The 4,027-nt window shown below is 62.1% G+C and carries 7 protein-coding genes; all 7 read right to left on the bottom strand.

Annotated elements, in window-relative coordinates; all coding sequences use genetic code 11:
• Window positions 1-448 precede the first annotated feature (448 nt).
• The 7 genes from ACX80L_RS17670 to ACX80L_RS17640 all read right to left on the bottom strand — a co-directional run bounded on the left by ACX80L_RS17670 (window position 449) and on the right by ACX80L_RS17640 (window position 3,845).
• A complete protein-coding gene (locus ACX80L_RS17670) occupies window positions 449-922 on the bottom strand; it encodes a MarR family winged helix-turn-helix transcriptional regulator (protein ID WP_459291364.1) in 474 nt (157 codons plus the stop codon).
• Window positions 922-1,368 (bottom strand): hypothetical protein, encoded by a 447-nt coding sequence (locus ACX80L_RS17665; protein WP_459291362.1) that lies wholly within the window; start codon window positions 1,366-1,368, stop codon window positions 922-924. Before ACX80L_RS17665 ends, ACX80L_RS17670 begins: the two co-directional genes overlap by 1 nt.
• A gap of 106 nt (window positions 1,369-1,474) precedes the next feature.
• The gene (locus ACX80L_RS17660) at window positions 1,475-1,648 is read right to left on the bottom strand and encodes a CsbD family protein (protein ID WP_208739430.1); all 174 of its coding nucleotides are present in this window, start codon (window positions 1,646-1,648) and stop codon (window positions 1,475-1,477) included.
• 236 nt (window positions 1,649-1,884) lie between these two features.
• The gene (locus ACX80L_RS17655) at window positions 1,885-2,511 is read right to left on the bottom strand and encodes an Asp23/Gls24 family envelope stress response protein (RefSeq protein WP_459291359.1); all 627 of its coding nucleotides are present in this window, start codon (window positions 2,509-2,511) and stop codon (window positions 1,885-1,887) included.
• A gap of 14 nt (window positions 2,512-2,525) precedes the next feature.
• A complete protein-coding gene (locus ACX80L_RS17650; protein ID WP_208739432.1) occupies window positions 2,526-3,074 on the bottom strand; it encodes a DUF6286 domain-containing protein in 549 nt (182 codons plus the stop codon).
• Window positions 3,071-3,658, bottom strand: a complete 588-nt coding sequence (locus ACX80L_RS17645; protein ID WP_459291357.1) for an Asp23/Gls24 family envelope stress response protein — start codon at window positions 3,656-3,658, stop codon at window positions 3,071-3,073. The genes ACX80L_RS17650 and ACX80L_RS17645 overlap by 4 nt, the downstream gene beginning before the upstream one ends.
• A gap of 4 nt (window positions 3,659-3,662) precedes the next feature.
• The gene (locus tag ACX80L_RS17640; protein ID WP_208739434.1) at window positions 3,663-3,845 is read right to left on the bottom strand and encodes a DUF2273 domain-containing protein; all 183 of its coding nucleotides are present in this window, start codon (window positions 3,843-3,845) and stop codon (window positions 3,663-3,665) included.
• Window positions 3,846-4,027 lie beyond the last annotated feature (182 nt).

Raw genomic sequence — 4,027 nt, 5'->3', positions numbered from 1 at the left:
AACTCCTTCACGGCCCCATAGTTATGCACAATTATGCATTAACACGCATAATCATGCGCAGTCGACCACAGCTTTGGCCCGCATGTTCATCCTCGTAGCTTTTGTGTCATCAACTCTCATCTCATCGCTTGCACGGTGGGTTCGAGTTCAGTCCGCGACCCTGCCCCCGCGTCGCGGACTGGACTCCGACCTCCCGTGAGCGCCTCCCTACGGCGGATCTGTCACCGACAGGACATGCCTTGGCAGATCAATGGGTACGGACTGATAGTCAGCCCCACTGTTGAACGGAAGTAGGTAAGGGTAGTCCCCCCTCCCCCTAGATGAGGAAGCAACGAAAGGAAGGTCCTTGCGTCATTTTCCACTACTGACCGACACGGTGACTGACGGCATGCTCACGCCTATGTGTCGCCGTTAGTGGGCCCGCTCTTCTGATACCGAGGGCCGGTGTTTACGTACCTGACACTGGTGATCGGAGGGTGCGTGTTTGTTCGGGTGTGACGGTGAGACTTTCGATCAGCATGACAAGTGCCTCGTGCAACTCATCGCCACTGTCGAGGATGCGGTGTAAGCGCTGTTCCAGGCCATCAGCTTCGGAGAGCGCCAGTTCACCAGCGCTGGTGATGCTGATGTTCAAACCGCGGGACCCTGGTGTCGGAGCGGAATTGGTGAGGTAACCACCCGCTTCCAAAGATCGCAGGGTCCGGCGGAGTGTCTGAGGCTGCACGCGGATGATCCTGGCTAGTGCCGCTTGACTCGTGGTTCCTGCAGCGTGAAGAGCTTGAAGTGCCACGAGCCCGGAGAGGGTCAACTTCAGTTTCTTCAGTTCACTATTGAGCGCGTACTCCCAGAGGCGCGCTGCCGTGCTGAGGAGTCGTGGGTCCGCCCACATATCCGGTTCCGCGGGATTGACTCTGGAGGTCATCACTGCTTCTCCTCCCCCGGTGCGTCGGCCGTAGGCTTGGTCTGGTTGCCGAGCTGGTTGCCTGGCTGGGTTTGTGCTGTCAGCCCCGCATCCAGGACGGCAACGATCTCATCAAGACCGCTGGTGAGAGATGTTCCTGCGAGTCCGCGGACTGCAGCCCAGCGCGACGGGGACACACGCAGCTCGGTCAGAAGGGTTTCCGTTGCTGCTGCAAGTCGAAGCATCCCCAACATCAGAGCCCCCGACTGGATGCTGAAGAGGGCAACGAGTGGGTCTTCATGGTGCTCGGTTTGAACGGCGTTGGCGAGCATCGATAATCTGTGTGGGAGAAGTTCGATAAACGTGGCGGCGAACGCCACGGCTGTCTGCTGCGAGGTCTCACGGGCGAGTTGATCGAAGACGTCCCAGTCGATGACCGCCGTCGGTTGCAATGGTTTTGCGCTCATCGTGCCTCCCGCCCAGTCATTGTTCGTCGTCGCGTCAGCGATAGTCGGTGATGCAGGTCGAAGGCCACCCGATAGTGCCGCCGGGTGGCCTTCGACCCTGGTCGGGTTACTTCTTGAAGGCGTCCTTCACGTTCTCGCCGGCATCCTTGAGATCGGCCTTGGACTGGTCGGCCTGACCCTCTGCGCGCAGACGATCATTGTCTGTTGCGTTACCAAAGGTTTCCTTGGCCTGGCCGGTGATCTTCTCGGCCGCGTTCTTGATCTTGTCGTCGAGTCCCACGGTGTTCTCCTTTGTTGTGTGATGGGTGTTTCTGATGTGCCGGTCCAACGGGTGAACCGGGGTCTTAGTGATACCGGCTTGCTCAGCGGCGGCCGTGGGGCTTTTTCGGACGTCCTTCGGCGACACGGCGCCGCTCCATGTACGGGCCGAAGAGAGCAGTTGCGATAGTCATAGCAATCTTCTTCATGGGTTCCCCAGTGCTCGTGCGTGGACCAGGCGTGTGACGGTCGGGAAGCTCAGGTGTGAGCAGATGATGCCCCCAGGGTGACCGAGCTCTCCTTCTTGGGCTCGTCCTTCACATCGATCGCTACGCCAAGTGATGCCGGTTCCCTGCCGAGGGTCAGACGCAGGTCGTGCTTGATGCGGTGCTCGACATCAGCAACGACGCTGGGCAGGTCGGCATGGGACGTCGTCGTGATACGGACTGTGATGTCCGGCGCGCGGAAGGAGCCGCGGATGATCGTTGTCGCTTTGGAAATGTCCTCGAGCTCTTCCACACGGTCGCTGATGGCGTCTTCGAGAAGGCCCGGCTTCATGACGGTCAATCCCCGGTTCTCGGGATCCTGAAGTTTCAGGTCCGATGCTCCGTGCTTGCGGGGAACTTGGGCCAGGAGCCAGAGGACGCAGAAAAGGCCCAAAATGATGCCGGCGACCACCAGGACGGTTGCGATGGTGGTGGTTGTAGCGGGATCGTCGGGCAGGTCGAGAATCGGCTGGTCACGGTCCGGTGCCCTGAATCCGGCAACGGTGTGGCCCTCGAGTAGTCCCAGGCCGATCGCCGCCGTGATTCCCGCGCCCAAGATAAGGATCAGTCCGGTGATGGTCAGCCAGACGCGGTTGAGGCGTCCTGCGGTGTGTCGCATATGGGGTCCTCTTCCTAATCCTTGAGTGTGCTGGTGTTTACGCGGATGCGTGGGGCGTTTTCGAGGTGCAAGGAGTCGACCCGGTTCCGCAGCCTCTGGTGCACGTCCTTCTCGACCTCGTGCCGGTCCAGGGCGTAAGTGCCGATGCGGATGCTGGCTTGTCGGCCTTTGAGGGAGGCTCGGGCGGAGTCAACACCATCGATGCCCATCGCGTGGTCCTCGAGGTAGGTCTTCAGCCCTCGGCGGGTGAGCGCCGCTTCGGTCGCCCCCTCATGGTTCACGAGGTGCGCGTTGTGGTGTCCGGGTATCAATGCGGTGATGATCAGGACGACGCCGATCAGGGCGACTGCGATGGAGGGGATGTACGCGGCCTGCGACGACCACGGTGTGCCGGCGGCGCCGGTGACACCCTCGATCGCCGCGGTGCTCCCGCCGGTCAGGGCCGTGATGCCGGCCCAGACGCCGGCGACTGAGGCCATGAGGAGAACCAGGGCGACGATGAGGGCCGGGACGCTGCGACTGGGGCGCCTCCGGATCGAGCGCCTAGTCGTTCGGGTACTCATAAAAGGCTCCTGCGTGATCGTTCCGTATGGGGGGTGAGGGCCCTGATGGTGATGTCGATGCGGCGCACGTCGAGGCCGGTGGCCTGCTCGATGCTGGCGGTAACGTGATGGCGGATGTCTGCCGATCGCGCGGCGATATCCGAGGGGAAGCCGAGTGCGACGTCGAGGAAGACCGTGACGTGGCGGCCGCTGAGGTCCACCGTGGCCTGCGGCCGGCGGTCTGTGCCGTGTGTCCGGCCAACGCCGAGCACTCCCCCACCGACGCCGGCGAGGAACGGCAGTTCATGGGCGCTTTGGGCTGCAAGCTTCTCGATGACCTTCTCGCTCATCGTCAATGACCCACGGCCAGCCACGTCAGCTGCATCCCTAGTGTCAGCTACGCCAACTGCATCAGCCGCGTTGATCGCACGGGCCGAGTCAGCCGAGTCAGCCGAATGGGGTGAGCCGGTCGGACGAGATTCATGGGGGGCTGCCGGGGCGGACGCATTCTGTCTGGGCTCCCGGTCTGTCACCGTCCCGAACCGGGCCGGCTGTTGCGCGGCCCGCCGCGGCCCGGTCTCGCGGGCCCTGTTTGTGGGGTTCATAGGATCAGTTCCTTTTCGTACGGGAACCGGCGAGCTGGTTGAGATCGAGGGAACCGTCCAGGAACCGGCCGATGAGTAGGCCGACTGCGGCGAAGATGATGACGGCAAGGAATTCCAGGAAGCCGCCGAAGACGGCGACGAAGCCAAGGAGGAGACCCACGAAGAGTCCAATGGTGCTGCGTGACACGAGCGTTGTCCTAACAGGAGAAGAGGGTGCAACGTGAAAAGGGGAATGTGCGGGGAAAGCATGGGGCAACTGTCGGTCACCGGGCAGGTGCAGGAGTGCTTCGAGCACCTACCCGGTGACAGCACGTCGTGAGGAACGCTCAGGCGATGAACCGAGCATTCGCAACAGTCAGATAGGCAGGC

The sequence above is a fragment of the Arthrobacter sp. MDT1-48-3 genome, from assembly GCF_054511015.1.
The sequence above is the reverse complement of the archived record's forward strand: the minus strand, read 5'-3'. Positions and strand labels throughout refer to the sequence as shown.